The 26,493-nt window shown below is 48.8% G+C and carries 22 protein-coding genes and 2 pseudogenes; 8 read left to right on the forward strand and 16 right to left on the reverse strand.

From position 1 onward, the window contains the following. Positions 1-13 precede the first annotated feature (13 nt). The 4 genes from ELR70_RS22860 to ELR70_RS22875 all read right to left on the reverse strand — a co-directional run bounded on the left by ELR70_RS22860 (position 14) and on the right by ELR70_RS22875 (position 4,038). Complete coding sequence (locus tag ELR70_RS22860) at positions 14-679, reverse strand: PspA/IM30 family protein (RefSeq protein WP_054014857.1); 666 nt, start codon at positions 677-679, stop codon at positions 14-16. 172 nt (positions 680-851) lie between these two features. Beyond that, on the reverse strand, positions 852-1,865 hold the full coding sequence (gene dusA, locus ELR70_RS22865; RefSeq protein WP_054014858.1) for a tRNA dihydrouridine(20/20a) synthase DusA: 1,014 nt from the start codon (positions 1,863-1,865) through the stop codon (positions 852-854). Between the two features lie 206 nt (positions 1,866-2,071). After that, positions 2,072-3,088, reverse strand: a complete 1,017-nt coding sequence (gene galE / locus ELR70_RS22870) for a UDP-glucose 4-epimerase GalE (protein WP_054014859.1) — start codon at positions 3,086-3,088, stop codon at positions 2,072-2,074. A 77-nt stretch (positions 3,089-3,165) separates the two neighbouring features. Next, on the reverse strand, positions 3,166-4,038 hold the full coding sequence (locus ELR70_RS22875) for a hypothetical protein (RefSeq protein WP_054014860.1): 873 nt from the start codon (positions 4,036-4,038) through the stop codon (positions 3,166-3,168). A gap of 170 nt (positions 4,039-4,208) precedes the next feature. Between ELR70_RS22875 and ELR70_RS22880 the strand changes: the two genes are divergently transcribed. The 3 genes from ELR70_RS22880 to yjjG all read left to right on the forward strand — a co-directional run bounded on the left by ELR70_RS22880 (position 4,209) and on the right by yjjG (position 6,408). Beyond that, entirely contained in the window at positions 4,209-5,108 is a 900-nt protein-coding gene (locus ELR70_RS22880) for a phosphoribulokinase (protein ID WP_054014861.1), read from the forward strand. 74 nt (positions 5,109-5,182) lie between these two features. Further along, complete coding sequence (yjjX, locus tag ELR70_RS22885; RefSeq protein WP_054014862.1) at positions 5,183-5,716, forward strand: inosine/xanthosine triphosphatase; 534 nt, start codon at positions 5,183-5,185, stop codon at positions 5,714-5,716. After that, positions 5,713-6,408, forward strand: coding sequence for a pyrimidine 5'-nucleotidase (gene yjjG / locus ELR70_RS22890; protein WP_054014863.1), 696 nt, complete (start codon positions 5,713-5,715; stop codon positions 6,406-6,408). Before yjjX ends, yjjG begins: the two co-directional genes overlap by 4 nt. A gap of 31 nt (positions 6,409-6,439) precedes the next feature. Here the strand turns inward: yjjG and rlmB are convergent, their stop codons facing one another. From rlmB to ELR70_RS22905, 3 genes and pseudogenes are all read right to left on the reverse strand, one after another. Beyond that, a complete protein-coding gene (gene rlmB, locus ELR70_RS22895; RefSeq protein WP_054014864.1) occupies positions 6,440-7,180 on the reverse strand; it encodes a 23S rRNA (guanosine(2251)-2'-O)-methyltransferase RlmB in 741 nt (246 codons plus the stop codon). Between the two features lie 2 nt (positions 7,181-7,182). Further along, a pseudogene (gene rnr / locus ELR70_RS22900) lies at positions 7,183-9,668 on the reverse strand (ribonuclease R). An 84-nt stretch (positions 9,669-9,752) separates the two neighbouring features. Further along, positions 9,753-11,852 (reverse strand): ATP-binding protein, encoded by a 2,100-nt coding sequence (locus tag ELR70_RS22905; protein ID WP_160317361.1) that lies wholly within the window; start codon positions 11,850-11,852, stop codon positions 9,753-9,755. Between the two features lie 309 nt (positions 11,853-12,161). Between ELR70_RS22905 and ELR70_RS22910 the strand changes: the two genes are divergently transcribed. The 3 genes and pseudogenes from ELR70_RS22910 (at position 12,162) to ELR70_RS22920 (ending at position 15,081) form a co-directional block, all read left to right on the forward strand. Next, positions 12,162-13,025, forward strand: coding sequence for a DMT family transporter (locus ELR70_RS22910; RefSeq protein ID WP_054014867.1), 864 nt, complete (start codon positions 12,162-12,164; stop codon positions 13,023-13,025). Beyond that, positions 13,022-13,744 carry a glycerophosphodiester phosphodiesterase family protein gene (locus ELR70_RS22915; protein ID WP_054014868.1) on the forward strand — a complete coding sequence of 241 codons (723 nt, stop codon included), beginning with the start codon at positions 13,022-13,024 and terminating at the stop codon, positions 13,742-13,744. Before ELR70_RS22910 ends, ELR70_RS22915 begins: the two co-directional genes overlap by 4 nt. 120 nt (positions 13,745-13,864) lie before the next feature. Then, positions 13,865-15,081: pseudogene (locus tag ELR70_RS22920) on the forward strand (methyl-accepting chemotaxis protein). A 32-nt stretch (positions 15,082-15,113) separates the two neighbouring features. On the opposite strand, the gene epmA reads toward ELR70_RS22920, so the two are convergent. Both epmA and efp read right to left on the reverse strand, forming a co-directional pair. Continuing rightward, complete coding sequence (gene epmA / locus ELR70_RS22925) at positions 15,114-16,112, reverse strand: elongation factor P--(R)-beta-lysine ligase (protein ID WP_054014870.1); 999 nt, start codon at positions 16,110-16,112, stop codon at positions 15,114-15,116. 104 nt (positions 16,113-16,216) lie between these two features. After that, positions 16,217-16,783 (reverse strand): elongation factor P, encoded by a 567-nt coding sequence (gene efp / locus ELR70_RS22930; protein ID WP_046004845.1) that lies wholly within the window; start codon positions 16,781-16,783, stop codon positions 16,217-16,219. A 41-nt stretch (positions 16,784-16,824) separates the two neighbouring features. On the opposite strand from efp, the gene epmB reads away from it, so the two are divergent. Further along, positions 16,825-17,844, forward strand: coding sequence for an EF-P beta-lysylation protein EpmB (gene epmB, locus ELR70_RS22935; RefSeq protein ID WP_054014871.1), 1,020 nt, complete (start codon positions 16,825-16,827; stop codon positions 17,842-17,844). A gap of 54 nt (positions 17,845-17,898) precedes the next feature. Here the strand turns inward: epmB and ELR70_RS22940 are convergent, their stop codons facing one another. After that, on the reverse strand, positions 17,899-18,096 hold the full coding sequence (locus ELR70_RS22940) for a hypothetical protein (protein ID WP_040644570.1): 198 nt from the start codon (positions 18,094-18,096) through the stop codon (positions 17,899-17,901). Positions 18,097-18,168: 72 nt separating this feature from the next. Here ELR70_RS22940 and ELR70_RS22945 point away from each other — a divergent pair, with 72 nt between their 5' ends. Further along, on the forward strand, positions 18,169-18,462 hold the full coding sequence (locus tag ELR70_RS22945; protein ID WP_054014872.1) for a hypothetical protein: 294 nt from the start codon (positions 18,169-18,171) through the stop codon (positions 18,460-18,462). Positions 18,463-18,527: 65 nt separating this feature from the next. Here ELR70_RS22945 and ELR70_RS22950 read toward each other — a convergent pair whose 3' ends face one another. From ELR70_RS22950 to ELR70_RS22970, 6 genes are all read right to left on the reverse strand, one after another. Continuing rightward, positions 18,528-19,013: a DUF3016 domain-containing protein gene (locus ELR70_RS22950; RefSeq protein ID WP_054014990.1), complete on the reverse strand. Its 486-nt coding sequence runs from the start codon at positions 19,011-19,013 to the stop codon at positions 18,528-18,530. A 166-nt stretch (positions 19,014-19,179) separates the two neighbouring features. Further along, a complete protein-coding gene (locus ELR70_RS25600) occupies positions 19,180-19,650 on the reverse strand; it encodes an efflux RND transporter permease subunit (RefSeq protein ID WP_241566349.1) in 471 nt (156 codons plus the stop codon). After that, entirely contained in the window at positions 19,626-22,235 is a 2,610-nt protein-coding gene (locus ELR70_RS22955) for an efflux RND transporter permease subunit (protein WP_241566350.1), read from the reverse strand. The genes ELR70_RS25600 and ELR70_RS22955 overlap by 25 nt, the downstream gene beginning before the upstream one ends. Next, positions 22,232-23,299 carry an efflux RND transporter periplasmic adaptor subunit gene (locus ELR70_RS22960; protein WP_054014874.1) on the reverse strand — a complete coding sequence of 356 codons (1,068 nt, stop codon included), beginning with the start codon at positions 23,297-23,299 and terminating at the stop codon, positions 22,232-22,234. Before ELR70_RS22960 ends, ELR70_RS22955 begins: the two co-directional genes overlap by 4 nt. Before the next feature lie 12 nt (positions 23,300-23,311). Beyond that, positions 23,312-24,001 carry a DUF3313 family protein gene (locus ELR70_RS22965; RefSeq protein WP_054014875.1) on the reverse strand — a complete coding sequence of 230 codons (690 nt, stop codon included), beginning with the start codon at positions 23,999-24,001 and terminating at the stop codon, positions 23,312-23,314. A 237-nt stretch (positions 24,002-24,238) separates the two neighbouring features. Then, the gene (locus ELR70_RS22970; RefSeq protein ID WP_054014876.1) at positions 24,239-26,149 is read right to left on the reverse strand and encodes an FAD-dependent oxidoreductase; all 1,911 of its coding nucleotides are present in this window, start codon (positions 26,147-26,149) and stop codon (positions 24,239-24,241) included. Positions 26,150-26,493 lie beyond the last annotated feature (344 nt).

Below are 26,493 nucleotides of genomic sequence, written 5' to 3' on the forward strand. Positions count from 1 at the left end.
AGTTTGCCAATACCTAAGCTGGGTGTGTTTTTTGTTTCAGTTCGGCCAGCGCCTTATCGACTTGTTCTTCGCGCGCCAATGTCTCCAGCGCCTGCCATTGCGCTTGCTCTTTGCTGACCAGCTCATAGCTGTCTACCTCAGCCTCCACTCGCTCAACCTTGCGTTCCAGATGTTCAAAACGTGCCAGAGCCTCATCTATCGACTGCTGACTCACTACACTTCGGGCTTTTAGCTGAGTGGCGGCGGTGTGTTCACGGCGAGCTAACTGCGCTTCTTTGTGGCGCAGCTGATTGAGCTTTTCTGTCAGCATCTGTGCATCCTGCTCCAGCTTGTCGTAAGCCTGTTGCAGCTGTGCCGCTTCATCTTCAATCTGTTGCTGCGCTTCCTGGCATTTTTGCTTTTCCAGCAGTGCAGCACGAGCCAGATCTTCACGATCCTTTTGCAGCGCGTACTCAGCCTGTTGCTGCCATTGCGCCGTTTTTTTGGCCAGTGCCTGCTCTCGGCGAGTCAGCGCTTTTTGCTCACAAATCACCTGAACCACAGTGCTGCGGCATTCACTGAGTGCTTCCTCCAGCTGAGTCAGTAGCTGGCGCTGATCCTTCTTGGGATCATCCGCTTTGTCGAGCAATGCATTGAACTCGGCTTTGATTAAATCTTCAATTCGGTCGATTAAGGCCATGACAGGCTCCTTGATAAGCTAATGTGATTTAACTTATTCCAAGGTTTGTGCCAAAAGAAAGTTACTTATATAAATCAGAAAGTTAGAAAAAAGAAGAAAGGAAAGAAGAGAATTCCATGAGAGGATGTTGGTCAAAAAAACTCATAAATAGCCTTTTTGACCATAATTACCATTAGAGTTCCGGAACAAAGGTCAGGGCTTTCTCCATCACACTGATATCAGCGCTCTTACCATGACCATTTTCAGACAAGTGACGACGGAAGCCTCTCGCACCTGGCTGATTCTGGAAAATGCCCAGCATATGACGGGCAATGTGCCAAAAGTTTGCCCCTTTAGACATTTCCGACTCAATGTAGTCGTACATGCTACGGACGACCTGATGGCGGGTCTGAGTAAACGCTGGGGCGCCATACAGGGCGCTATCTACTTCAGAGAGCATAAACGGGTTGCTGTAAGCCTCCCGGCCAATCATTACGCCGTCCAGATGTGCCAGATGATGCTGACATTCTTCAATGGTTTTAACACCACCATTAATGCTGATGTGCAGATCCGAATAATCCTGCTTCAGCTTGTACACACGAGGGTAATCCAGGGGCGGAATTTCACGATTTTCCTTCGGGCTTAAGCCTTGCAACCAGGCCTTACGGGCGTGAATGATAAAGTCATCACAGCCGGCAGCCTTTGAAGTCTCAATCAGCTGGGTCAGAAATTCATACGAATCCTGCTCATCAATCCCGATGCGGGTTTTTACTGTCACCGGAATAGATACTTCGCTTTTCATCGCTGAGACACATTCAGCCACCAGCTCAGGTTCAGCCATCAGACACGCACCAAAACGGCCATTTTGCACCCGATCCGACGGGCAGCCCACATTGAGATTCACCTCATTATAACCATATTGCTCAGCGCGCTTGGCACATTCAGCCAGCGCTTTAGGATCTGAGCCACCCAACTGCAACGCCACAGGCATTTCGTGCTCACCAAAGTGCAGGTAATCGCCCTTACCAAAGATAATGGCACCTGTGGTGATCATCTCTGTGTATAGCACCGCGTGTTTGGTCAGCTTACGGTGAAAGGTTCGGCAATGGCGATCCGTCCAATCCAGCATGGGTGCAACGGAGAAGCGGCGAAACGCTGTATCGCTTGTATTTACTGGGCTTGTGCCTGATTTATCTGAGTTTGTCATACTACCTCTGAAACGCCCTGATCACGGTTCCAAACCGCCACCAACGTCAATAAACAAACCACATCCCAGCCCATGTTCTGCGAATAAGGCGCCGCTTGTGGTCATCAAAATAGATAAGAGAAGAATTATACACGCTGTTGTGATGAGTTTCATCCAGCGCAGCTAGATTGGGGAGCAGGCGACCATAGGGAGCCGCCTGTTAAGGGCTAACCCTCATATCCGTTTGGGTTTTGACTTTGCCAGCGCCAGGTATCCTGCATCATTTCATCAATACCACGTTCAGCACGCCAACCCAGCTCATTCAGGGCTTTTTCAGGCGCGGCGTAACAGGCCGCAATGTCACCGTCGCGGCGTGGTTTAATTTCGTAGTTGATGGATTTTCCCGCCGCCTTTTCAAAGGCTTTCACCATATCAAGTACCGAATAACCATTGCCTGTGCCCAGATTGTAGATATGTGTACCGGACTGCTCAGCGATCTTATCCAATGCCTTAAGGTGACCAATGGCCAGGTCAACCACATGGATATAGTCCCTCACGCCTGTACCATCATGGGTATCGTAATCGTCTCCGAATACGCCCAACTGTGCCAACTTACCCACCGCAACCTGGGCAATGTAAGGCAATAAGTTGTTGGGTATGCCATTGGGATCTTCGCCAATCTGACCCGAAACGTGCGCACCAACCGGATTAAAATAGCGCAAAATGGCAAACGCCCAGCGCTCATCAGACTTAGCTAAGTCCTGCAGGATCATCTCCACCATCAGTTTTGACGTACCATAAGGGTTGGTTGTGCCACCAACGGGAAACGTTTCACGAATGGGCAAACTAACCGGGTCGCCATACACAGTTGCAGATGAACTAAACACCAACTGGAACACCCCGGCATCGCGCATCGCGTCTAATAAGGTGAGCGTGCCCTGAACATTATTTTGATAGTACTCAACTGGTTTTTGTACTGATTCGCCCACCGCTTTCAAACCAGCAAAGTGAATAACCTGACTGATCTGGTGCTGAGAAAACACATTATCCAGAAAGGCTTTATCGCAGATATCACCGCGATAGAAAGTTGCATGTCGCCCAGTCAAGGCTTCTACACGCTGCAATGACTGCTGCGATGCGTTACTCAAGTTATCAACAATGATGACGTCCTTCCCTTCAGAAAGTAACTCCAAAACAGTATGTGAGCCAATATATCCAGCACCACCAGTAACTAAGACGCTCATATTTCTTTTCCTGGATCCATAATTGTGTTCATTGTAATTGATCATGTCTTATGTGTCAGTGATTGACCAGCAATGCATTACTTCGTCTTTACCTGATCGCACACAAACACCAGCCGCTTGCCTTGCTTACTCAAACGCGAGATTGTACCCGGACAGTATGCTGACAAATTACGCCATATATTGACCTGCTCAGGATTATCTAAATGACGCGTATAAATTCGACCTGCAATGGCATAAGCCACCGTATTGTCATCAAACCAGGTGTAGTACTGCACCTGGGCTGGTAATGCGAAGTGCCTGGTGATGTCCAGGGTTCGCGCATCCAAGCTGGCAAACCATTGCAGTCCCTGCTCGGTATAGGTAAAGCTGTATATTTTGCGCGCAGCGTTATAAGCCAGAGTGCGGCCAATATCACTGGCTACAACTTTCGGCAGATGCCCTTTTAAATCGGTAAACTGCAAAGTGTGCGGTTCACCAAGAATAAACATCACCAACTGTTCATTTTCGCCCCAGGCATGATACCCCACAGGCGCAATATGGGCGAACAGACGTTGAGGCGACTGTTCCTTAGAAAATGGATAATACCAGAGCTTTTGTGACCCATCGGCTTCAACCACCACCGCGGAAAGGCCGTCACCATAAGGGTATAGGGTCGGAGAGTACTCAGATACCGGGGTGTTAGTCAGATTACGCGCTACCTGAGTGGTAAAGTCGTAGAAAAACAGATCTGTTTGTACTCCATCCACACTGGATACTTGCTGGGTGAAATAAACACCATTGTCGACAACCAAAGGCTGGTTATGGTAACCATCAGCCGTACTGATTGGCCTCACCGATAGCGTCCCTTCTTGCTCTTCAGCCAGCCAAAGCTGTGATGCAGGCATGGCACTTAGTGTCTGCGTTACGCCCAACAGTAACCAGGTTGCGATAATCTTTTTCAACAATGTCATTGTGTTATATTCCTTGTTTTTTTCGCTATCATACCGAGCAACAGCAGGAACTCAATCACTGGCTTGCAAGTCACCGCGAAATGCCTTGCGAATTTTCCCTTATCGAGTAACATCGAAAGGTGTTAATCGGAAGTTACGCTCAGTCCAGCTGAGCCAGGTAAGGGGACAAAATGTCTGCAAAGCATCCTATCATCGCGATCACGGGGAGTTCTGGTGCCGGTACAACCACCACCACAGCTGCGATAAAGCACATCTTTCGCAGCCTGGACGCCAAAGCCGAAATCGTAGAGGGTGATAGCTTTCATCGTTACACCCGCCCGGAAATGGATAAGCTCAAGCGAGAAGCTCTGCAAGAAGGCAAACATCTGAGTTACTTTGGTCAGGAAGCCAATGACTTTGCAGCACTGGAAGAGTTGTTTGCCACTTATGGTCAGACAGGTACCGGTCAAGTCAGACGCTATCTGCATACGTTTGACGATGCAGTGCCCTACAACCAGTTACCCGGCACTTTCACCCCTTATCAGGAGCTGGATAGCAACAGTGATATGCTATTTTATGAGGGACTACATGGTGGCATTGTTACCGAAGAACATGATGTCGCCCATCATGTTGATTTGCTGATTGGTATGGTGCCCATCATCAACCTGGAATGGATCCAGAAGCTGATCCGGGATACCCATGAGCGAGGACACACACGCGAAGCGGTCATGACTTCCATTGTACGTAGTATGGATGATTACATTAACCACATCACGCCACAGTTTTCGCGTACGCATATTAACTTTCAGCGCGTGCCCACCGTAGATACTTCCAATCCGTTTAGCGCCAAAGACATCCCATCACTGGATGAGAGCTTTGTGGTTATCCGCTTTCGGGGTATTAAAGACGTTGATTTCCCATACTACCTGCAGATGATCCAGGGCAGCTTCATGTCCCGTGTAAACACTTTGGTTGTCCCGGGTGGTAAAATGGGACTGGCAATGGAGCTGGTATTAACTCCACTTATCAAAGACTTGCTCACCAAAAAACGCGCACTTGAGCAAATCGTTCCACTCGATCTACCGGTTTAACGCCTGGTTACACTTACCCGCTTGCAGCAGTGCCCTCACAGCCGTTACACTAGCGATTTTTCAGGGCATCACTGATGGCAGCTATTAAGGTACTCGTCGGGTCAAAGAACCCGGTTAAGATCAATGCCGCACGGCAAATTTTTACGCAGTATTACCCGGATCACGATATCCAGTGTGAGGGATTGCATGCCCCAAGTGGGGTCGCTGATCAGCCATTGGGAGAGCCGGACACTCTGTTAGGTGCACAAAATCGTGTGCATCACTTAGTTGAACACCACTCAGCCGATTATTACTGTGCAATGGAGGGCGGTGCACACCAGTTTACATATGGCCCCGCTACCTTTGCTTTTGTGGTGATCTCCGACGGAGAAAAAGAAAGTGTTGGTCGCAGCGCCAACCTGCCACTGCCACAACGCATTTATGATGCGTTGCTTGGTGGTGAAGAACTGGGCCATGTCATGGACCGTATGTTCGATACTGACAATATTAAACAAAAAGGTGGCGCGATTGGGTTACTAACCAATCACCTGGCGACCCGGGAGAGTGCTTACACTCAGGCCCTGTTGCTGGCAATGGCTCCCTTTAATCATGCAGAGCTGTATTCATGAAATATACCCACATTCTTTTCGATGCCGATGAGACCCTGTTCAGTTTCAATGCCTTTTTAGGCTTGAAAACCCTGTTTGCCCGCTATGGCGTGGACTTTAGTGAAGCTGATAATGAAGAATATCAGCGCATCAACAAACCGCTATGGGTGCAATATCAGAACGGCGAAATCACAGCAAAAACCCTGCAGGTGACGCGATTTAAATTCTGGGCCGAACGCCTGAATGTGTCGGCTGAAACCCTCAATCTGGGTTTTCTGGAAGCGATGGCTGAGCTGTGTACCCCGCTGCCTGGAGCAGCTGAGTTACTGCATGCCCTGCAGGGCAAAGCGACCCTGGCTATCATCACCAATGGCTTTACAGCCCTTCAGGAAAAGCGCCTGGCTCATACCGGATTTAAAGATTATTTTCACAGCATTGTGATTTCTGAGCAGGTGGGTGTGGCGAAGCCCGATCCAAGCGTGTTCGAACACGCCTTATCATTACTGGGTAATCCAGATAAGTCGCAGGTGTTAATGGTTGGAGACACACCCGCCAGTGATGTATTGGGTGCCAATCGTTTCGGGATCGATAGCTGCTGGCTACGCCACCCCGGTGTTGTTTGCCCAGCCGAGATCAGCCCGACCTATACGGTCGATACCCTGTCTCAGTTGCAGACTCTGCTGCTGGACTCAGAGACAAAAAAGGCAAGCTAAGCTTGCCTTTCTTATACGACAGACTGTAGTGCTACTGAGCATTTCGCTGACGCAACACCTCAAACAGGCAAATGCCGGTGGCCACCGACACGTTCAGGCTGGACACTGTGCCTACCATCGGTATTTTCACTAAAACATCACAGTGTTCGCGAGTTAAGCGGCGCATGCCATCCCCCTCGGCTCCCATCACCACAGCAATAGGGCCTGTGAGACTGGCATCAAACAGTTCAGTGTCTGTTTCGCCTGCAGTACCAACGACCCAGACACCCGCTTCTTTGATGTCTCTGAGGGTACGCGCCAGATTGGTTACCTGAATAAGCGGTACTGTTTCTGCCGCTCCGCACGCCACCTTTCGGGCGGTGCCGTTGAGTTTTGCAGATTTATCTTTTGGCACGATCAAGGCATGCGCCCCCGCAGCATCAGCACTACGTAAACAGGCCCCCAGGTTGTGCGGATCGGTAACGCCATCCAGTACCAAAAAGAACGGCGCAGATTCTCTGGCTAAAATTTCATCCAGATCGCGCTCATTGAGAACTCTGGCGGCTTTCACATTGGCAATGATCCCCTGATGTTGCTCACCATTGGCTTTGTTATCCAACGCCTTACGTTGCATAAACTGGACTGAAATACCGAACTTACGTGCTTCATTGACCACCGCATTAAGGCGTTTGTCGTCCCGCCCTTTTAACGCATAGATCTCTAAAAAACGCTCTGGGGTGGTAGATAAAATGGCTTCAATAGAATGGAAACCATAGATTAATTCATTACTCAAAATTATGCTCCCGCACTCGATTTGTTTCTTTTACGCGCGTTTTTTCCCGGCCGCTTTGCCTTGGTCTTGCTGGCACTTTTCTTAGCTTTCTTCTTTGAGGTCAAAGTGGCAGCTTGTTTGGCTTTTTTAGCCTTACCTTTGGGCGTGGTTTTCTTGCCCTTTTTCGGCTTTTTACCGTCGCCTTTAAGCGCTTTCGCGTCTTTGTCGGCTTTGATGTCTTTACCCGGGATCTTACCGTCTTTCAGTTGTGCACGAACACTTTTAGCCGTACTGTCTGTCGTTGTTTTACGACGCCGTCTGGCATAGCGATCCGGCACCGCTTCTTCCGCCAGGGCCAGATTGATGCGTCGCTCATCCAGACTCACGGAGTTCACCACCACACTCAGCTTATCACCGAGTCTGAATACACTGCGACTGTGCTCGCCAATCAGGCAGTGTTTGGCACCATCAAAATGGAAATATTCGTGACCCAGATTGCTGACATGGATCATACCATCGATTTGCAGCTCATCGAGTCGTACAAACAAACCAAAGTTCGTTACAGAAGAGATCACTCCGGTAAACTCGTCACCGACATGATCCTGCATAAATTCACACTTAAGCCAATCCGCAACCTCGCGCGTGGCATCATCAGCTCGGCGCTCGGTCATTGAACACTGCTCACCCAGCTGGTCGGCCTCATCACTCTCATAGACGTAAGCACCTGACACCTGCTGACCCTGCTGCGCTAAAATTCCTTTGATGGCACGATGCACCACCAGATCAGGATAACGACGAATGGGCGAGGTAAAGTGTGCATAGGCTTTCAAGGCAAGGCCATAGTGGCCAATGTTGTCTGGCTGATACACAGCCTGCTTCATAGAGCGTAAAAGCATCGTCTGGATAAGCTCAAGCTCTGGCCGTTCACCCAGGCCTGTCAGCGCTTCTGTGATCTCTAACGGGGTTGGCTCATGCCCCAGAGTGCTTTCAATACCCAGATCTTGCAAAAATAACCGGAACTGGCTGAGCTTTTCCGGATCGGGCTGGTCATGGACTCGATATAAGGCACTGGCTTCATGTTTTTCCAGCAAGCGCGCTGCCGACACATTGGCCAGGATCATACATTCTTCGATCAGCTTGTGTGCGTCATTACGCACCACAGGGACAATCGACTCAATCTTACGATGGGCATTGAAAACAAAGCGGGTTTCCAGGGTTTCGAACTCAATGGCACCGCGGGCCTGACGCTCCGATTTCAACGCCATATACATTTGGTGTAATTCACTGATATGCGGGTACAGTTCGCTATACTGCTCGCGCAATCCTTCATCGCCCTGCAACATCGCGTGGACCTTGGTATAGGTCAGACGGGCATGAGAATTCATGACGGCCTCATAAAACCGGTAGCCAGACAAACGCCCCGCTTCCGAGACCGTCATTTCGGCCACCATACACAAGCGATCCACTTGTGGATTCAAAGAACACAGACCATTGGACAGCACCTTGGGCAACATGGGAACCACCTGCTCAGGGAAATACACTGAGTTCCCCCGAGAAATGGCTTCTTTATCCAGTGCACTGCCTTTAGGTACATAGTGAGACACGTCAGCAATGGCAACCCAAAGGCGCCAGCCGCCAGACTTTTTACGCTCACAGTAAACTGCATCATCAAAATCCCGGGCATCTTCCCCGTCTATAGTGATCAGCGGCAGCTCGCGTAAATCGACCCGGCCGAGTTTATCCGGCTCGGCAACAAACTCGCCGTGTTCAGCAACCTGATCCAGCACCGCCTGTGGCCACTCGTAGGGGATCTCGTGGTTCCGTAAAGCCACCTCAATCTCCATACCCGGTGCCATATGATCGCCAAGTACTTCGGTGACTTTACCCACGGCATTCATTTGTTTACTGGGGCTCTGAGTGATTTCCACCTGCACCATCTGATTGTGACGGGCACCATTTTCGCTGCCAGGTAGAATGACTATGTCCTGAGTAATGCGCGGGTCTTCGGCACAACCACCGCCATGCCATGCTCAACAAAAAAGCGCCCCACCAACGGTGCTCGTTCTTTTTCGAGTACGCGTACAATACGCGCATCCACTTTACCACCGGAGCCACGAGAGCCAGCTTTGGCCAGCACCCAGTCACCGTGCAATACTCTGTCCATCTGATACTTAGTGATAAACCAGTCTTTGGCCTCCCCTTCTACTTCCAGAAAACCAAACCCGTCGCGATGTCCGATGACACGCCCCTTTACCAGGCCGTCTTCGGTTGGGATCACGTAACATTTAAACTTGTTGAAAAATAACTGACCATCACGCTCCATGGCCCTCAGGCGACGTTTAAACGCGATTTGCCGCTCATCCTCAAAGACTTTTAGGTCCTGACAGAGCTGACTGAAGTTGGTCTTGTTATTGCTTTTATGAATATGCTCAAGAATAAACTCGCGGCTGGGCACCGGGTTGTCGTATTTTTCTTGTTCTCGGCTGAGATAGGGATCCTGTTTAGACATTCACTGAGTATGTAGAGAAGTTATACCTGTATTCTAACTCAAATCCTGCCAATGGCCCACCTAACCTTGCGCTTTTTCAAGCACTCAGGCATTCATGCGCTGATGGCAGGATTGCAGAGCCGAGGCACTTTGCTTAGCAAACTGATGCAAGGCAGTCCAGTCAATATCACGCTCCTGAGCCGCACGCCGCCTGGTCTGGTGTAATGCCTGACGCAACGCATACAACCCTAGCTGTTCAACTTCGTGCTCCAGTTGCAATAATTTCTCACGTAAAGATTCGTCGGCTTGAATATCAGCCAACCCCCGCAACTGCGCAAACTCGTAATCCAGCCTGTCACTAAGGTACACTAAACGAGAAGAAAACTCTGAGCGTTCGGTTGACTCACTTAACTGGCGCTCAACAAAGGCCAGGTCAACATAAGCCGCTTCGGTTGCTGCCAATCCACTGTTGTTCTCCTGCACGATGCGCTCTAATGCCTGGCGCAATGCGGTGATACGCAACGGCTTTTCCAGACAATCATAGATACCCGCCTGCTGATATGCCTGGCGGGCTTGCTGGTCCACATCGCCCGTCAGCGCCATAACAACCGCAGATGCCAAGGCTGGTAGCTGGTTAAAGTTTGCCTGATACCACTCCAACCCATGGCCATCCGGCAAATGCATATCCAACAAAACCACATCAAAATGGCTGCGTGTCAGTTGCGCATGGGCCGCAGCAAGGTTCTCAACCATGCAGTATGAAAGGCCCAGGTTATCGAGATATCCGCGTACCACTTCCCGGTTCAGATGGTTGTCTTCCACGACCAATACAGACAACTCCCCAAGTGACGTTGGCTTACTGTCTGTCACATCAAGCTGCTCTGTCAGCTCAGAATTGACCTGCATTTCAAAAAAGAACTCACTGCCTTTATTTGGCTCGCTCTCGACTTCCAGGTCAACCCCCATATTCTCCAGCAGCTGTTTACATAAAGCCAGGCCCACTCCGGCACTATCAGCAATTGCTCGCGAAGCACCAAAGGTGACAAAGGGCTCAAATACCTTTTTTTGCTGAGCTGGGTTCAGCCCGACACCCGTATCTTTCACTGCAATGCGTAACTGATGACGTGTCTGGCTCAGCGCATAACCATAAACGATTAATTCAACCTCACCGCGCTCTGTATACTTGATGGCATTAGAGAGCAGATTCTTAACCACCAGTGTAAAAGGGTCTTTATCCAGCATCACTTGCAGGTTGGCATCGATTCCCTGCGTTGTGAGTGTCAACTTTAAGTGTTTTTTCTCTGCAAGAGGTCTGAAAAACGTAATAAGCTCACTCAGGTGGTTTGCGAGGTGGACCGGTTCAATGGTGGTGTTAGGAACAGTACCACGTGCTTGCAACAGGATTTGGTTGGCCAGATCGGACATAGACATGGAAGTAGCGATGATCACATCACAAAACTGGGCATGCTGTTTTGGCTCTCGAGGCGCACGTTTAAGCAGCTCGGCGTGCCCGACTATGGCATTTAAAGGCGTTCTGAGTTCATGGCTTAGCAAGGTCAGAAAGCGTTCTTTATGCTGTGCTGCCAGCTCGGCACGATGGCGTAACTCGTGGAGCTCTTTTTCACGTCGCCCACTGCACAATAAACATAGAGAAAAGCACAAAATCAGAGGCATCACTATCACGGACACTGAGAAGAACTGGTTCACCCAATTGTTTGTCGTCAGACTATCATGCTGAGTGTAATGATTGAGCATCAGCACCCGCACGGTAAAGACCGCAAACAAACACATACAAGACAAAGCGAAGGCCCAATGAGCCGGAGAAAAGCTCTGCCACTGGCGCCGCTGGCCCAGCCATAATGCACGCAAGCATAAGAGCATACTTAACGCCCAGCCAAGATAATTGAGTATCACGCGGGCAATGAAATTGGCATCAATATAGGTGTAATACAGGTAGCCTGGAAAGAAAATGGCGCCAAGTAACCACCAGGGCCAGCTCAGGCGCGGCACAGAAAAAAACGCTTCACTGCCCCGGCTCAGACAATACAAACCAATTAAGATCAAGCTGTTTGGGATAAAAATAGTCCAGGTCACGGGCAGGGAAAAGGAGGCGATAAAAATACACCCCAGGGCAGTACAAAGCGAAAAACCGGCCCATAATGCGGTGCCCAGCAGGCGGCGATGAATAAACCAGTTGACCATCATAAACAACGCACACACGCACGAAGTTAAAGCCAGGATCTGTAAAAGTTGTTTAGGATCGCCCATACCGCATTAAACATCGTCAAAAAGAACTACTAGTATAGTATTAATTTTGTGCTGGCTGGAAGCAAAATCTAATCCACACGGCATTACACGAGATTACACCTCATCCTTTCATCTTAAAAAGAATCAGCAGGGTCGGTTTTTCCACTGTGTGAGCGCCTGCATATTCACAGGTCTTGTGATTTGTCATTGTGCTTTAGTCACATCTGTTTACCATGGTAAGCTGATGAAAAACATACCGAGTTCGCTATGCGCCCCGAACAATCCTCATTAGTTAATTTACATCTGGCTGTACTGCTGTTCGGTGGTACCGCGTTATTCTCTAAGTTGATCTCCCTCTCAGCGCTGGATATTACGGTGTACCGCACCGCCATCGCCTTCGTCACACTGGCATGCATACTCGCCTTCAAGGGCAGTGTATTTAAGCTCAATGCGGCAAAAGATTATGCCATAGTGCTGCTGCTGGGTATTTGCGTCGGATTGCACTGGGTGACGTATTTTGCCGCCATGCAAATGGCAGGGATAGCTGTGGGCGTAATTGCGTTTTTTACCTACCCTGTGATCACCGTTCTGCTTGAGCCATTGTTTTTCCGCAGTCGCCTGAAACGCAAAGATGTGTTTACAGCTATCGTTGTGATGTTAGGCATTTATTTGCTTGTCCCATCGAGCGATCCCGGAAACCAAATCACGCTCGGCATATTCACCGGTATCGCTTCAGGGGTCTTATTTGCACTTAGAAATCTGCTGCAAAAAAAGCTGTTTTCCAGCTATGGCGGGCCACACACCATGTTTTATCAGACCCTGATAGCCGCTCTGATGTTATGTGCTTTTGTTGAAGTGCCACCGACAGAATTAAGCACCGATAATCTCATGCTAATCGCCCTGGCAGGCTGTGTCTTTACGGCAATCCCTCATGCCTTATTTGCGTCCAGTTTGCGTTACTTATCAGCAACAACCGCAGGGCTGATTTCTTGCTTGCAACCCTTGTACGCAACGGTGTTGGCTTATATGCTGTTGGCAGAAACCATAACTTTAACCACCCTGGCAGGGGGCGTCCTGGTTGTCAGTGCAGCCTGCTATGAAACGTGGTCGATTACAAGGAATAAGCTATGACCCAGGTTTTTGCACACCGAGGTGCCAGTGGAAACTATCCGGAGAACTCGCTCAGCGCTATTAAAGCAGCGCTGGAAGTGGGCGTCGATGGCGTAGAACTCGATGTACAAAGTTGCCTGGATGATTACGCCATAATTCACGATACCTGGCTGGATCGCACCACCAATGGACGGGGTAAAGTCAATGAAACCAGTCGCGAGGCGCTGTCTCAGCTCAAGCTCAGTAATAACGAGCCTGTACCTACGCTGCAACAAGTGCTGGATACCATAGGCCAGCAAACAACCATAAATCTGGAGCTCAAACATACCTTCAGTCTGGATAAGTTTGTGGCAACCATAGAAGATAATGTACAGCGTGGCGTGATAACCAGAGATCAGTTATTGCTGTCGTCTTTTGATCATCACCAATTATTGTGGCTTAAACAGAAACTGCCCTGGGTCAGGATTGGCGCACTGACGGCGTCAATTCCGCTTACTTATGCCCAATTTGCTCAGCAACTTCATGCACAAAGCATCCATATGGATAAAAACTTCATTAATCATGAGTTTGTTCAGGATGCTAAGCAGCGTGGCCTTAAAGTTCTGGCTTACACCGTCGATAAAGCCAAAGACATTGAATTAATGTTAGATTATGGTGTAGACGGCATATTCAGTAATTATCCATGTTACGCCAAAATGGTCATTCAGCAGCGGCTTAACCATTCGTCTCAGGCAAATTGAAAGGGCAGACAACTCACCGGATTATGCCGCTGACTAAAATAAATTGCTTAACCTGTAAACAGTTGCACCTGCCGGGTTTACTCTATACTGTATGCTAAAAGGCACAGTGAAGAGCCAAATATGAGTTTATACATGCGCATATATAATTTGATCGAAGAATCTTTGTTCTTCACCCTCACCCGTAAGATTTTTGGCAATCTGGGGTTTTTATTAGTTTTCAAATCATCACCTTGCTATGGCTACACGGTGAGCTCACAGAGCACGGCGGATCTACCGGAGTATTCTGGCTGCTTGCGCTTATTTCAGTCGGTGCATTTATCTTTACCTTTTTTTATATGCGCTACCTCATTGTACGCCCCGTACAGGCCATGCGGGATACACTGGAGCAAATCAACCGTCAGGACGGCGATCTGGACGCCAGGCTGCCCCAGTTTACCTACGACGAATTTCGCGACCTCAGTGAGCAATACAATACCTTTACGCAACACCTGAGTGAGTTGCTGGCTGCCACCTATCAAAGTGCAGAGGCAGCGAACCGCAGCAATCAGCAGGTTACCGACTCTATGAAGCAAACCGCCTTACTGGGTGGCCAGCAGATAGATCAAGGTGACACCATTATCGCTGCCAGCGATCAGGTTACGCATAGCCTGCAAAGCATAGTGCACAACACCGATCAGGTTTATCAGGCCAATACAGAAAGTCTGCATTTTGTGCGTGGCTCTTCACAATCGTTGAGTACCCTGGTTAAAGAGGTTCAGCAAATTACCCATCTGCTGGGCAGCTTTTCATCCACCGTTGCCGGATTAAAAGAAAACAGTGAGAACATTCGCAGTATTTTGAAAATGGTCGAAGAGTTTTCCGATCAGACCAACTTGTTAGCGCTCAATGCCGCCATTGAAGCTGCACGGGCTGGAGAAGCGGGTCGCGGTTTTGCCGTAGTGGCCGATGAAGTGCGCAACCTGTCAGTCAAAGTTAACGATGCCACCCGTCAGATCAGTGATTTTATCAACCAGATGGACGTCTTGGTGGGTGAAACCCATCAGGAGTCAGAACAGCTGATAGATCACTCCAGTTCCGCCGAGCAAGCCATTCGCACCACCTCACAGGGTTTTGCCGATATGTCAGAGGACTTTGAGCGTAATCAATCACAACTTGAAGAGATTGTCAGTGCTGTGCATCAGCTGGAGTCGACGCAGCAACATACCCATGGCTCCGTACAACGAATTGTAGAGTTAGGGCAGTCGGCCAAAGCGCAGATAGATGCGGCCCTGGCGGACTGCCAGGACGCACAGCAACGCTCAACCAAGACGCAACAAGAGCTTAAGCGTTTTGTGTAGGGCCTGCAAAGGCCCTTCCAGCTTAGTCTGGCTTATGCTCTGTCAACATCAAACGCAATAACCTCTTTGAGCTGGGTTTTACCAGTCGCCAGCATGACCAGGCGATCGACGCCCAACGCGACCCCGGCACAAGCAGGCAAACCTTGTGCTAGTGCCGACAAAAAGCGCGTGTCTTTGGCCACCGGTGCCAGCCCCATTGCTGTGCGCAGTGCGTTGTCCTCATCAAACCGGGCACCCTGCTCAAGCGCATCCGTCAGCTCATTAAAACCATTGGCCAACTCCATACCACGATAGTACAACTCAAACCGACCCGCGACTCTCGGGTCGTCGGCGTTGAGCTGAGCCAGTGCAGCCTGAGAGGCCGGAAAGTGATAGACAAAACACGGTGCCTGCTGGCCAATTAACGGTTCAATTTCCATACAGAACAGCAATTGCAGTAGCGTATCGCGATGTTGCTCCTGCGCTGCAATGTGGCCATGGCCGCGCAGCGATGCCAACTGTCTTAATTCATCCATCGAAGCGCTCAGCGGATCCAGGCCCAGATGAGTGATAAAGGCCTGCTGATAGCTCAGTGACTCGGCTTCAGGGCAGCCCAGAATTACCTGCATTAAGTCGTTCACTTCCGCCATAAGCGCAAATTCATCAAATCCGGGGCGGTACCACTCCAGCATAGTAAATTCAGGGTTGTGGTGGCGACCTGACTCTTCATTGCGAAAGGCTTTGCCAATCTGGTAAATCGCGCCACTGCCTGCAGCCAGTAAGCGCTTCATGGCAAATTCTGGCGATGTTTGCAGATACAAAGGCGTACCCGCCGCATGACCCGGTCCAACAAACGTGGTTGAAAAAGTCGCCAGGTGGACATCTGTAACTGATGCCTGCGCCAGGCTTGGTGTTTCCACTTCTAACACATCACGCTCAGCAAAGAACGTTCGGATTTTTGCGAGGATCGCGGCGCGTTGCCGTAAGGTATCTATGCTGGCACTGGGTGCCCATAGGCACTCAGATGCTGTGTCTGATTTTGAATGACTCATAATGGCTCCAGACAAAAAAATCCCGGCTACTGCCGGGATCCGTTTAACTATGTGCTTTAGCAGTTCACCTACGCTTGGGCAAACTGATAATAAAGCGGGTTGGCTTACTTAACCCGGCTGACGTATTCACCGCTGCGCGTATCTACTTTGATCACTTCGCCAATCTGTACGAAAAGAGGAACACGTACAACTGCTCCTGTGCTCAAAGTCGCAGGTTTACCGCCTGTACCCGCAGTGTCTCCTTTCAGGCCAGGATCTGTTTCAGTGATCTCCAGCTCTACGAAGTTAGGTGGTGTCACTGCAATTGGGCTGCCATTCCACAGTGTGATGGTACATACATCGTTTTCAACCAGCCACTTCACGCTGTCACCCAATGCTTTTTCATCGGCAGCGATCTGCTCAAAGGTTTCATTGTTCATAAAGTGCCAGAACTCGCCATCTGTATACAGATAAGCCAGATCTGTGTCCATGACGTCCGCACCTTCAACCGATTCGCCAGACTTAAAAGTTTTCTCTAAAACTTTACCTGAGATCAGCTTACGGATCTTAACGCGGTTAAACGCCTGGCCCTTACCGGGCTTGACCACTTCATTTTCCAGGATGGAGCAAGGCTCTCCATCGATCATAATTTTTAGGCCGCCCTTGAATTCGTTGGTGCTATAATTCGCCATCGTATCCTCTAATCTTTGTATTTCGAGTAATAAACCCGCTAATGATACAAATAAATGAAGTAAATTTGCATACTAACTGGCAAAAAGAATTGGCGAATGTCGTCACCGATGCCGATGAACTACTCAGACTGGTCGGTCTGGAGGGCCATTTTAGCGAACAGGATTTGGCCGCTAAGCGTTTGTTTCCACTTAGAGTTCCACGTCCATTCATTGCAAAAATGCGCTATGGGGATGCTCAGGATCCACTGTTGCTGCAGGTGCTTCCTCAGCACCAGGAATTCTTAGCTAAAAGCGGATTTAGCAAAGATCCTCTCGACGAACAACAGGCTGCACTGCCAGGATTGCTACATAAATACCGCTCCAGAGTGTTGTTAATGCTGAAAACTGGCTGTGCCGTTAACTGCCGATATTGTTTTCGTCGACACTTTCCTTATCAGGAAAATCAACTCAATAAGCGCACTTTGCACACCGTTTTCGACTACCTGAAGGCACATCCCGAGATTAACGAGGTCATTTTAAGTGGCGGTGATCCGCTGATGGCCAAAGATGACATGCTTGCCTGGCTAATTGAGCATCTCGAAGCTATCCCACACCTCAGACGCCTTAGAATACACACACGCTTGCCTGTGGTGATCCCGGCCAGAGTCACAGACAGCTTATGCGATATACTGAGTAATAGTCGCCTGAAGCCCATTCTGGTAAACCATATAAATCATGCCAATGAAATTGATATACACTTTTCAGCGGCAATGCAAAAGCTCAAACGTGCCGGTGCTACGCTGCTAAATCAGGCGGTATTGCTCAAAGGTATTAATGATAGCCTGGCTGCTCAACAAGCGCTGAGTGAAGCCTTGTTTGACGCAGACGTTATACCCTACTACCTGCACTTGCTGGATAAAGTAGAAGGAGCGAGTCACTTTGACGTCACAGAACATGAAGCCATTACGCTGATGCATGGATTATTGGATGCCTTGCCCGGCTTTTTGGTCCCCAAACTGGTAAGAGAAATCGGCGGCCAACCTAGTAAGACGCCGATTGATTTGGGACTGAGCCCGGCCTGATACCACACACAAGCAAAGGCTTGCGAATTCAGGTTAGGCACAGCATATCAATGCCTAGACGTAGACGTTGATATTATTGCCCATGGTGGCCGTGGTTGATTTTGCTGGAGCTGAATTCCCAGCAGATTCAATTAAGGCCAGGGCGGCTTGTCCATCTGCTTTTTGCTGTTTTTTGGCTAGCTGCGCGCTCATTACTTCGCCGCTTTGCCCCGTCCCAGACATAGCAGGTAGGTTACTTCCGGATATATTCATAAGCTTATACCTGACAAGATTGATGGATCCAAGTACAATATCGGCCAATTCCCGTAAGTCTTTAGGAAAAATATGCAAGCCGTTATCGAAAAGCTGAATGAAAACTTAAAACTCGTTTACCGTCAAGCGCTTGATGCCGATAAAAAATTAGACGAGCTACAACAGCAAGGTCACGGAAAATTCCAGGCGTTATTTTCTGAAGATGCAGGGTTTGACTTTGCAGCCAAACGTTTCAAGCCCTACGTACTTGACGTTGCTGCCGATGTTGACGCACTGAGTAAGGCCGAACAACTGGACGAAGCACAACTTAAAAAAGCGGTTTTTAAACTCCAACAGCTAATTCAGTTACTGGCTACATTTAAGTAGTACACGCTATCAAACACCGCCGGGTCTGCTAACCCGGCAAAAAACCTTTAATCCGTGACTCACAATTATCCCTTTAACTTGTCTGCAATTTCCTCTTTATACCAGGTACTGAGCAGCCGTTTGTCATAGTAAAACTCACTATCTCGTCCAGTTCGTACCCGATCCATAAACGACAGATCTTTAAGCACCTTTTCCTCAGCCTGCGCCACAACGGCACCGCTGCTATCGGTCAGCGTGTAACTGATTTTCAGGCGTGGAAAGAAAATCGGCTTTACAATGCGAATATCATGCATGTTAAAGCGTACATCGCCCGCTAAGTCAATATCATCAAAAGTGATGTCAAGCTGATAACCTTGCGGCGCGTCAGTCATCAACTTGCTAAGGTGTTTCTCAAACTGAGAGACGATCCGCTTATGATAACCCGCTTTGCTCTCATTGGCAGGCACCACATCACGATACTCTTTAAAATCACGCCAGGTGACATTTGTTTCACCAGCCAGCGTAGTCAGAGGACTCAGGCAAACCAGCGTGATTGCATATAGATATTTCATGGTCTTCTCCTCATGATTGCGAACCCATCTGCGGTCGCTTTTACACCAAGCCGCATTCACCATTTTATAATCTGCATTTTTTGCTGAACGCGCAATGAAAGGTAACATTTGACGACAAATTGATACCAATCCACTGACTTTAGCAGATTGGTATCTGAGTCCTATGCTATGCCTTCAGCGAAATACGGTACAAAAGCGCATATAAGACAGGCACCACACCTAATGTCAGTATAGTTGAAAACAGCAGGCCTCCCATAATCGCCAGCGCCATCGGCTCCCACATTTCACCGCCTCCAAGATACAGAGGTACTAATCCCAGCACAGTGGTTGCAGTGGTAAGCAAGATTGGCCGCATCCGCTGCTGCGCAGCCTGAATAATGGCCAGTACCGGTTCACCACCCTGATCTAGCTCGTACTTAATTCGCTCCAGCAATACAATCGCATTGTTGATCACTATCCCTGCCAAAGAAATGATCCCTAGCAAAGTCATAAAGCCGAAGAAGGATTGCCCCGCCAGTAACCCGGCAACGACGCCGATAAAGCCAAGCGGTACGGTCGTCAATACTATGGCCGATTTACGTAACGAATTAAACTGACCAACCAGAAGGATAACTATGATAAATACTGCAATGGGCATTTTCTCTGCAATGGACTGGTTTGCCTTACCTGATGACTCTGCTTCCCCCCCAGTTCATAGCTATAGCCAAATGGCCAGGTTTTTTGCTGCTCATTCAACCAGGGGATCAACTTAGAAAAGCCCTCGTCTGCGGTGATACCGTCCAGCTGAGCGCCCACAGTCACAGACTTGAGGCGGTCACGTCTGAGGATTTGTGCGTTTTCCCATACTACTTCGATATCCGCAACCTGCTTAAGTGGTACCGACTTACCCGATGCCTGAGAGTAAACGACCATGGCTTCAAGTTTGCCAATGTCCTGTCTGTCAGCAGCCACAGAACGCAGTGTCACCGGAATAAGCTCATCTCCCTCGCGATATCGCGTTAACTCCAGCCCACTGAGCCCGGTTTGCAATGAACTGGCAATATCCTTACTGGATACACCGGCACGCCGGGCACGAGTCTGATTGATTTTAATCTGCAGCTTTTTAATGGGTAATCCCCAGTCATCGCTCACAGCCTTTAACCCCTCAGTGTTACGCATCTGCGTTTTCAGCTCATTCACCAACCCGGTCAGGACATGAATGTCATTACCAGACAGCCTCACTTCAACCGGGTTTTCTATGGGTGAGCCGTTTTCAATTTTACGCTGTTTGATAAGCAAGTCAGGGTGTCGTTGCAGGGCATAAGCCTCTATCTTCGCCATAAGTTCGTCGATATGACGATAAGAAGTCGTTGAGACTATCATCAAAGCATAATTCGAGCTGGTTGGCTCGGGCGTATGCGTTAACAAAAACCTCGGTCCGCCATTTCCCACGTAACTGACCCAATTGGTAACCCCTTTTTCACGGCTCTCATTCACTTTGAGATCGCGAAGTAAGAACGCTTCCATGTCTTTGACCACGGCTTCCGTTGCGCTTAGCCGCGTACCGATCGGCAGCTCCAGTTCAACCTTAAAATAATCCCGGTCAGACGGTGGGAAAAATAGTTTAGGTACCAGCTGCAGACCCTGTAATGCAATGAAAAACATCAGCACACATCCACCCACTGTCATCCAGCGATACTTAATCAGTCCCATCAGGATTTTCTTATAGGTTAAGTACACCCCGCTGTCATAATTGGCTGCCTCTGATTTTACTCGGGTAAACAGTACACAAAGCATCGGGATCATGGTCATTGCCAGTAACCAGGAACACAGTAGCGTGATGGTGACCACTTTAAACAACGACGCGGTGTACTCACCTGTGGCCGATTCCGCCAGAAAAATAGGTAAAAATGCTGCCCCTGTTGTCAACGAAGAGACCAGCAACGGGATTTTCAACTCTTCAGCCGAGTCAACTGCGGCATCGACGGCAGACTTGCCCCGCTCCATCTGTACCATAATACTTTCTGACATCACAATGCCGTTATCCACCAGCATTCCTAATGCAATGATCAGTGCCGCCAGAGAAATTTGATCTATGCTGATATCAAAAAACGACATGGCGAGTATGCCGAAAACCATACTCATCGGGATCAGGCTGGCCACAATCAAACCCGTTCTCAACCCTAAGCTGAATAACATCACGACCGTGACCACCAGTACAGCCTGAATTAGGTTTGATACAAAGTCATCGACTTTCTGCTCAACTTCTCGCGGTAAAAAAGACAGTAGCTCGAAGTCGACACCTATCGGGTACACTGACTCCAAATAATGGATTGCGTTGAGCACTTGTTCACCCAGTAGCAAATTATTACCACCATGGCGCATAGAAATAGCAATGGTCATGCCTTGCCTGTCGGCGACCCGTACCTTCACTTTGGCCGGATCGACATAATCTCGGTACACTCTTGCGATATCACTGAGCAAAATGACCTGCTCAGAGCCGGCAATATTTATAATGGTACCGGCTATGTCCTCTACCGACTCAAAATTACCACTGGGCTCCAGTGCCAGTGTTTCATCATCAATAAAGATTGAACCGCCCGGATTCACAATATTACGAGCTGCCAATTGATCTTTCAGTTGCCCAGGCGAGATCCCCAGCGATGCCAGTTTGGCGTTTTCGAATTCAATAAAGACGCGCTGCTCCTGAGCACCAAAAATATCGACTTTGGCCGCTTCTGGGAGTCGTAATAGTTCATCTCTGACCTGTTCAGCTACTTCCTCCATTTCCCGATAGGAATACCCCTCGGCGGTCAGCCCTATAACAACCCCAAACACATCGCCAAACTCGTCATTCACTATGGGTTTTTGCGCATCACTGGGGAGATCGCTTTCGACGGTTTCAATCTTACGACGCAGATTATCCCAGATTGGCCGCATTTCCTTGTAGCTTTCTTTGATATTTACGCTGACAATTGAGACACCCGTTTTCGAGGTACTTTTAACAAAATCCAGTTCTGGAATTTGTTGCACAACCTTTTCAATTTTATCGGTAACCAGCTCTTCGACTCGCTGCGGGCTGGCGCCGGGAAAGTAAGTAACAACCTGGGCTGTTCTGATGATGAATCCGGGGTCATAATCTTTGGGCATTTTGTTAAATGCCACAATACCAAAGAAGACCAAGGCAAAAATCAAAACCCACGTTGTGCGATTGTTTTCTAACGCTAAACGGGTAATGTTCACTCACGACCTCCCTGGAATTTCACAACTTGCTGATCCGTCACTTTGCTCATGCCTGCAGTAACCACATGAACGCCCGCGGTGACGCCGGAGATAACCGGAAAGCCCAGCGAAGATACTTCGCCGATCTGTACAGGCGTTTTACTTATTTTTCCCGTTCCTTCTCCAAGCGATGATACGGTCCAGACATAATGCCCTTGTTCATCTTTCAACACTGTGGATAAGGGCAAATACAGGCGAGACCGAGCTTCACTTGGCGCGCTAGCCATCACCTTTGCCGTCATACCCGGCAAAATATTATATCCGGGAGGGGGGAGCATCCCCAGAGTAACTTCATAGGTTTTCGTCACCTCATCAGCTTGCGTACTCACCTCGACAAACTCCAGTTCAAAGCGCTTCCCCTCAATCGCTGCAAACTCCGCAAACACCTGTTTTGGCGTGTCTTTACTGACATGGATCATCAAGCTTTCCGGCACATTCACTTTCAAATTGATGTGCTCTATATTCTGTAATGTGGCCACAACTTGTTTGGCCTGCACTTCCTCAAATTGCTCCACATGGGTACGTGCCACGATCCCCGAAAAAGACGCCTTCAGCTGTGTGTAGTCAAGGTTATTTCTGGCATTGGCCAACTTGGTTTTGGCACTGGCAAACTGAGATTTCAGCAAGTCATAGTCAGACTGGCTGATAGTACCTGTTACTATCAACTGCTTACCACGTTCAAAATCAGCTTCTGCTTTTTCAAATGACGCCTGCGCTTCTTCCACTGCCAGTTTGTAATCAGTGTCGTCCAGTTTCGCTATCACATCTCCCTTGGTGACTTCCTGACCTTGTTTCACATTCAGGTGGGTAAGCTCCCCAGACACTTTAAACGATAAGTCAGCCGTACTGGCCGCATCTACCACTGCCGGGAATTCCTGTAGCGGTCCGAAATTATTAACACTGAGCTCGATGGTTCTAACTGGCCGCAATTGTGGCGCTTTGTCAACCGTAGTCTGTTGTTCAGAACACGCGGACAGATAAGTCGTCATGGCAACGACTAAAAGGAAGGTGTGCTTTCTTATCATAGGTGATCACCGCTATATCATTTTTGATTTACTAATTGCTGTTACGAAGTTATCTATCCAGATGTCGAGTACCGCTTTAACAGCTTGTGTATTTTCTTCGCCATTTTGCTTGAGCACTGATTCCACTTCTTTATGAGCAGACATCATCAACACAGGCTCTGTGCTTTCGCCTAAGTAAAACATGCTTTCCAGAGACACTGAGGTCACAACTTCTGATTGCTCCGTTGCCATCAGATAGGCGCTTTTACCCGCACTATAAACCAGACGGATAGGAATAAAGTCGCGCACTTCCATTGCTGTTTCTGAGAACTCAATTTGAGTAAACGCACCGCGAATTGTCAGTACGTCAGAATTACGGTTCTGCGGTTGCTCAAGCACAACCCGATAATAGGGTGACAGTTTTTTCTGCAATTGGCTTTGCATATAGACACTTAATTTCGCCAAATGTTTTGGACTCAGTGCCATTTTTCTTTGTTCATCAAATTGCAGCCAAATCTCAAAGTGAGGCAGGTAAATAGTACGCACCTTCTCCAGCGCACCTGATTTAAGTACGTCTGCTACATACAGAGCTGTATCAGGATAAGTCTCTGAGGGTGCTAAACGCTGATAATCAGGGAGAAACCCCGATTGGGTTGTTTGTTGGGTACTGGCACAGCCTGTCACAAACAGGGCCAGAAAAAACCATAAGATGGTATGACGCATCGTCAAATCTCCATTTGATATTCAAAATGCATTTAATACATCAGTTCAATGCAACAGTCTGATCTAACGTGTTAATTGATGTGTTCACGTTGGTATTCAAAGTCTTCTATAAAAATAGCAGCCTTTTGCTCGGGTGCAGCCATACTTCCCCAAAAAGACACCATTTATCCATAAGACGTTCTGACAATGCATAGATCCAGAAGTGGCATCTGTTGCGCCACTTCTGCATTAAAACAACTAAACGCCTTCAACCATAAGACGTGTATCCGGCAGACACGCCAAGTGAGGAATGGCCAAATCAGGACGCTCCATGCGGTTCAACGCATTCAGTGCAGCCGCGATAGCCCCTTCTTGCCAGCCTGGTAATGACGACAGCTGGTCACCAACGATAAAGAAGTTTGGCTTAGTTTGTGCACCATCAGTGGTCGTCACTGAACTCCCCTGTGTCAACACGTTAAAGTGATGCACAGCTTGATCGCCAACGACATGCCACTGAGCCCAGCCCCCTTTGATATAAGGCATGTTTTGCCAGGCAATCGCCAGACCATGCTCCAAACCATCACCAAATGCATGACCAAATAACTTAGCGCCTTCACGTGCTTTATCCAGGCGGGCTTGTACCGGTAACTTGCCCCACTCATAAGCGATTTCAGAAAAATTATAAGCCCCTGTGAGCACGCCTTTTTGATCATGATAAGCCGTAGAAGGATACCAGATCTGGGTAATATCATTATCTGTCCAGGAAATACCGCCGAAAATGGGAACCACACCAATTTCAGAGTCTGGTACACTCAGAATATCTATATCAGCACTATCATCATGGACTTCCTGGACCTGGCTACCCTGCCACAAGTAACGGTCTGCCTGCCAGCCCACTTTGGTTGTACAAGCCAGGAACTTAGCCTGGTAACCACCTTGATCATCGATAAACTGCGACTGATATACCGCCTGCAGCGCCGACTTAAATTCTTCATTGAGGCCCAGTTTACTGTTTGGATCCTGAAGCTCTTCTGACAATATTTCTTTTAAGAAAGGGATCGCCATATTGCTAAAGCAATAGTCAGCATACACAACATCAACATCTTGGGTGCCGATTTTAGCAATAGAGATTGCAAACTGCTGACGTGATGCGTCCCAGTCAATACGCTTGACCGGACTATTAAGTAATATGGTGCCACCCAGTGCAGCGACCTGTTGTGCAAATGCATGCTGAACCTGATCCATGCCCCCTACCGGCTGAAACAAAGTCGCCTGCCAGAGAAAATCAACGGGCTGATAAAAACGCGTCTTGTCCCAAAATTCTGAGCCCAGTAAGCTATCAAAACTCAAAGGCTCAGCTATCGTGCCGGCATCCACACCAGGAAGTTCAGTATAGCCTGCCCGGGAGCGGCCATTCTCCATGCCATCCTGACCAGCAGTGACCACATACTTGCCCATATTCGGCCCGCTCGGAACTAGCTCTCCAAAGCTGATCATAAGCTCCCTGAGTTGCTCGGCGCGGCGCTGAACATCCTGCGCACCGACACCACACTCAGTGGTTTTAATCAACTGCTCTGCGTTTTCAAATACCATTTGTGCCAGCCAGCCACGCGTATTATGGTCAAGGCGTCGGTATACCAGCGGTAGACCCGCAAAACTATCCGACATCTGAACCAGGTTTGACTCACTGTTCATCACGTAAACTTCCACATCTACACTGAACTGTTTGAGGTATGACAGAAGACGTTTATGGCTTGAAGGGATCCGTCCAGGACCGGCATTCAGATAGGGTTCCGCGTCGCCTTGTGGTCTGTCAAAACGGACCACCTGAGGCAGGCCTGGTTTGGAATTAAATAACTGGCTGTCGACATCTTCGATTAACGTGTCTCCGGTACGCAGGCTCAGACAGCGGCCTCCTGTGCGACTTTGCGCTTCTAACACTGTGACTTCCATGCCCGACTGTTGTGCTAACAACTCATAGGCCGTCGTCAGCCCGGATACACCCGCTCCGATGATCACGGCTTTTTTGCCCTGATATTTATTTTTGGTCAGGGTAACAGGGCCCGGAGTAACTTTAAGTTGCTGATTGGTTGCATCGTCCAGCGCGGCATGTGCTCTGGCTTTGGGATGCTGTTGAAAAAAGCGTGCGCGTGATTGGTGTTCTGTCATGACTTGCTCCTTAAAAAACACCGCCCCTGCCAGCTCGTTTACTGTGGTTAACTGGTACACATTAAAAATGCGCACAATGGCATAACACATAGAGCCAGCCTGGTGGCCTGGGATAATAAACTGTCCCTACTACCAGCTGACTCCAGTAAGGTTTACCGCCCGTATCGCAGAGTACTATCTGTGGTACAAACAAGGCGCGATATCAGGCTCTGTAACTCTAGCTCAGTCACGCATATTCTGCCTGTTCAATAGGCTAATATATCCCGGGTTATCACGAAACAAACGGTGCCTGCTGAACCTTTCCAACGCATCATCATTTAATCAAAATACTCAACAGTTGGCAT

Source organism: Pseudoalteromonas sp. R3 (assembly GCF_004014715.1).
Lineage (GTDB): Bacteria > Pseudomonadota > Gammaproteobacteria > Enterobacterales > Alteromonadaceae > Pseudoalteromonas.

What these genes read in the sequence shown, in the direction of transcription:
- galE (WP_054014859.1), bottom strand. Translation starts at nt 3,088, where the DNA reads ATGAGCGTCTTAGTTACTGGTGGTGCTGGATATATTGGCTCACATACT.
- ELR70_RS25600 (WP_241566349.1), bottom strand. Translation starts at nt 19,650, where the DNA reads ATGCCCATTGCAGTATTTATCATAGTTATCCTTCTGGTTGGTCAGTTT.
- yjjG (WP_054014863.1), top strand. Translation starts at nt 5,713, where the DNA reads ATGAAATATACCCACATTCTTTTCGATGCCGATGAGACCCTGTTCAGT.
- ELR70_RS22915 (WP_054014868.1), top strand. Translation starts at nt 13,022, where the DNA reads ATGACCCAGGTTTTTGCACACCGAGGTGCCAGTGGAAACTATCCGGAG.
- epmA (WP_054014870.1), bottom strand. Translation starts at nt 16,112, where the DNA reads ATGAGTCATTCAAAATCAGACACAGCATCTGAGTGCCTATGGGCACCC.
- ELR70_RS22860 (WP_054014857.1), bottom strand. Translation starts at nt 679, where the DNA reads ATGGCCTTAATCGACCGAATTGAAGATTTAATCAAAGCCGAGTTCAAT.
- ELR70_RS22970 (WP_054014876.1), bottom strand. Translation starts at nt 26,149, where the DNA reads ATGACAGAACACCAATCACGCGCACGCTTTTTTCAACAGCATCCCAAA.
- ELR70_RS22945 (WP_054014872.1), top strand. Translation starts at nt 18,169, where the DNA reads ATGCAAGCCGTTATCGAAAAGCTGAATGAAAACTTAAAACTCGTTTAC.
- ELR70_RS22910 (WP_054014867.1), top strand. Translation starts at nt 12,162, where the DNA reads ATGCGCCCCGAACAATCCTCATTAGTTAATTTACATCTGGCTGTACTG.
- ELR70_RS22875 (WP_054014860.1), bottom strand. Translation starts at nt 4,038, where the DNA reads ATGACATTGTTGAAAAAGATTATCGCAACCTGGTTACTGTTGGGCGTA.
- ELR70_RS22965 (WP_054014875.1), bottom strand. Translation starts at nt 24,001, where the DNA reads ATGCGTCATACCATCTTATGGTTTTTTCTGGCCCTGTTTGTGACAGGC.
- efp (WP_046004845.1), bottom strand. Translation starts at nt 16,783, where the DNA reads ATGGCGAATTATAGCACCAACGAATTCAAGGGCGGCCTAAAAATTATG.
- ELR70_RS22960 (WP_054014874.1), bottom strand. Translation starts at nt 23,299, where the DNA reads ATGATAAGAAAGCACACCTTCCTTTTAGTCGTTGCCATGACGACTTAT.
- ELR70_RS22905 (WP_160317361.1), bottom strand. Translation starts at nt 11,852, where the DNA reads ATGATGGTCAACTGGTTTATTCATCGCCGCCTGCTGGGCACCGCATTA.
- ELR70_RS22880 (WP_054014861.1), top strand. Translation starts at nt 4,209, where the DNA reads ATGTCTGCAAAGCATCCTATCATCGCGATCACGGGGAGTTCTGGTGCC.
- yjjX (WP_054014862.1), top strand. Translation starts at nt 5,183, where the DNA reads ATGGCAGCTATTAAGGTACTCGTCGGGTCAAAGAACCCGGTTAAGATC.
- epmB (WP_054014871.1), top strand. Translation starts at nt 16,825, where the DNA reads ATGATACAAATAAATGAAGTAAATTTGCATACTAACTGGCAAAAAGAA.
- ELR70_RS22940 (WP_040644570.1), bottom strand. Translation starts at nt 18,096, where the DNA reads ATGAATATATCCGGAAGTAACCTACCTGCTATGTCTGGGACGGGGCAA.
- dusA (WP_054014858.1), bottom strand. Translation starts at nt 1,865, where the DNA reads ATGACAAACTCAGATAAATCAGGCACAAGCCCAGTAAATACAAGCGAT.
- ELR70_RS22950 (WP_054014990.1), bottom strand. Translation starts at nt 19,013, where the DNA reads ATGAAATATCTATATGCAATCACGCTGGTTTGCCTGAGTCCTCTGACT.